Genomic DNA, 1865 nt, shown 5'->3' on the forward strand with positions numbered 1-1865 from the left:
TGAACTTCTTTGTTCATATTCTTTGAGATAAAGTAATCGTGCCAGCGCTCAAATTGTTTAAAGTCTTTACGCCATTTGCTTTCATCATAGTTGGTTCCCTGATCCTTGTTTAAAAGGGCAGCAATTGTTTGTGTATCAATGTGATAAGTGTCTTTGTTTTTGAAAAGTCTGATATGATAATCAGTAAATGATTCGTCTTTTTCTCGTTGTAAAACAGTATCTAAAATAGCTGTCATTCAGTCACCACCTACTCAGAAAGTCCTTCAGTTTCTTGAGGAACAACATCACTGTCACTTTTTAACGTGAAATCAATTGGATCTGTTTTGCTTTCAAGCTCTCTTAGGTATTTAGATAATGAGTGAATGTGTATGCCATCACCTTTATGCTCAATAATTTGATCTTCATCAACATTTACAGTGCAGTTCTTAAAAGAATACTCTTTCTTCCCTTTAGCCAAATTAAATTCCTCCAATATGTGTTTTATTTACGTTCAATAAGCTCCTTCGGAAGCCCGATGATCCGAAGCATCGGTAACGTCCGAAAAGGGGATATAAGGAGATGAAAAGATAAGTCGGATAGGCGTTGGGGAAACGCCCGAAGGAGACTATTGATAACTTGCGTACCGGAAGGCTCTTAAGCACATTCCGGATGATCCATAGTAAAACGCAAGCACAAAAAGACCTCGCCACAGGGTGCGGAAGCCTCGTTCTGATTGCGTTATTTGTCGTCTACTAATTTAAATCCAGGCTCTAATACGAGCTCACCGTACATGTCGAGAGATGCGACAAATACTTCGCGACCTTCATGATCTTTTCCAAAATATTCTTCAGTGTCTTCGTTAAGGATAGCATCGATAATCTCGCCGGCATAAGTTTCATTAATAATCTCGCCCCACTTATTATATACCGTGTCATCATACATAACTTTAACGCGAATATTTGTGTCCATCTTTTTCGTCCTCCCTTGAAAATTATACGAAATTAGCGTTTCCTTACATATTATTCATTAACCCAAGTAGGTACGCAAAATCGACAGGGAATACGCTGATTACGGATTCATCGATCGAAATCTTTGTAAGTCGAAAATAACAAAAGACGCCAAATAACGTCTTCAGAAACTCCTTGTACATCAAGGTACATGAGCATAAAAACCGGTAATCGCTGTGCGAAAACCGGATTCTCCTTCTACACCTGGCAGATGAGCTATGACAACAAATATTACACGCTTTCCGGAACGTATTTAAAGTCCCCACCGGCGGAGAATTCACGGTTGTCTCGTGAACTGCTTAGTATCGCTCTATCAAGCATCACCTTAAAAGAGCTTGCACGTTAGCTGTTTATAGATATTTAAAAATATAAGAAGGAAAGACCCATTATAAGCCTTCTCAATGGCATTTTCAGTCTCTCTTGTCAGGTTACACGCCTTATTGAGAAACAAAGCGTCTCAAACGCTCGCCATTTATTTTGCACAGTCTTCTCTGACCCGTGTAAGGAGGTATGTGCATGGGGTTAGGCTCCATTCAGAAAATTGAATGAGAAGTAGCGAATAAAATAGCGAATATGTTTCTAAGTGAAATTGAAAAGGCAAGACCGAAAATAATCCTTTTCTGTGAAATGGGAGCGGTGATCAAGCGCTCAAAAGCCATTTCACTTATTTTACGAGGGTATGTAATTACAAAGCCTCGCTAACCCGGAAAAATTTTTGATTACCTCTAATAAGCAACAAAGCTTACAAGGGCATTATTTAAAGGGAAGGGAGACGCATCTGCCTTACCTAAGTGCAAGCCGAAGCAGTACACCGCAATTAATATTCAGGCTACATGTCACCCATAGTAAGACTGTGATGGGATTCACCCTACATAAACA

Annotated in this window: 2 protein-coding genes and 2 pseudogenes; all 4 read right to left on the bottom strand. The window is 39.5% G+C overall.

From position 1 onward, the window contains the following. Window positions 1-236: pseudogene (locus ACFVQB_RS34320) on the bottom strand (hypothetical protein); the annotation flags it as partial. Between the two features lie 11 nt (window positions 237-247). Continuing rightward, a complete protein-coding gene (locus tag ACFVQB_RS34325) occupies window positions 248-457 on the bottom strand; it encodes a YonK family protein (protein WP_029974512.1) in 210 nt (69 codons plus the stop codon). Between the two features lie 260 nt (window positions 458-717). Beyond that, the gene (locus tag ACFVQB_RS34330; protein ID WP_161512197.1) at window positions 718-948 is read right to left on the bottom strand and encodes a hypothetical protein; all 231 of its coding nucleotides are present in this window, start codon (window positions 946-948) and stop codon (window positions 718-720) included. 694 nt (window positions 949-1642) lie between these two features. Continuing rightward, a pseudogene (locus tag ACFVQB_RS34335) lies at window positions 1643-1798 on the bottom strand (hypothetical protein); the annotation flags it as partial. Window positions 1799-1865: the final 67 nt, after the last annotated feature.

Origin of the sequence: Paenibacillus sp. NPDC057886 (assembly GCF_042796655.1) — a bacterium.
Classification (GTDB): domain Bacteria; phylum Bacillota; class Bacilli; order Paenibacillales; family Paenibacillaceae; genus Paenibacillus.

What these genes read in the sequence shown, in the direction of transcription:
- ACFVQB_RS34330 (WP_161512197.1), bottom strand. Translation starts at nt 948, where the DNA reads ATGGACACAAATATTCGCGTTAAAGTTATGTATGATGACACGGTATAT.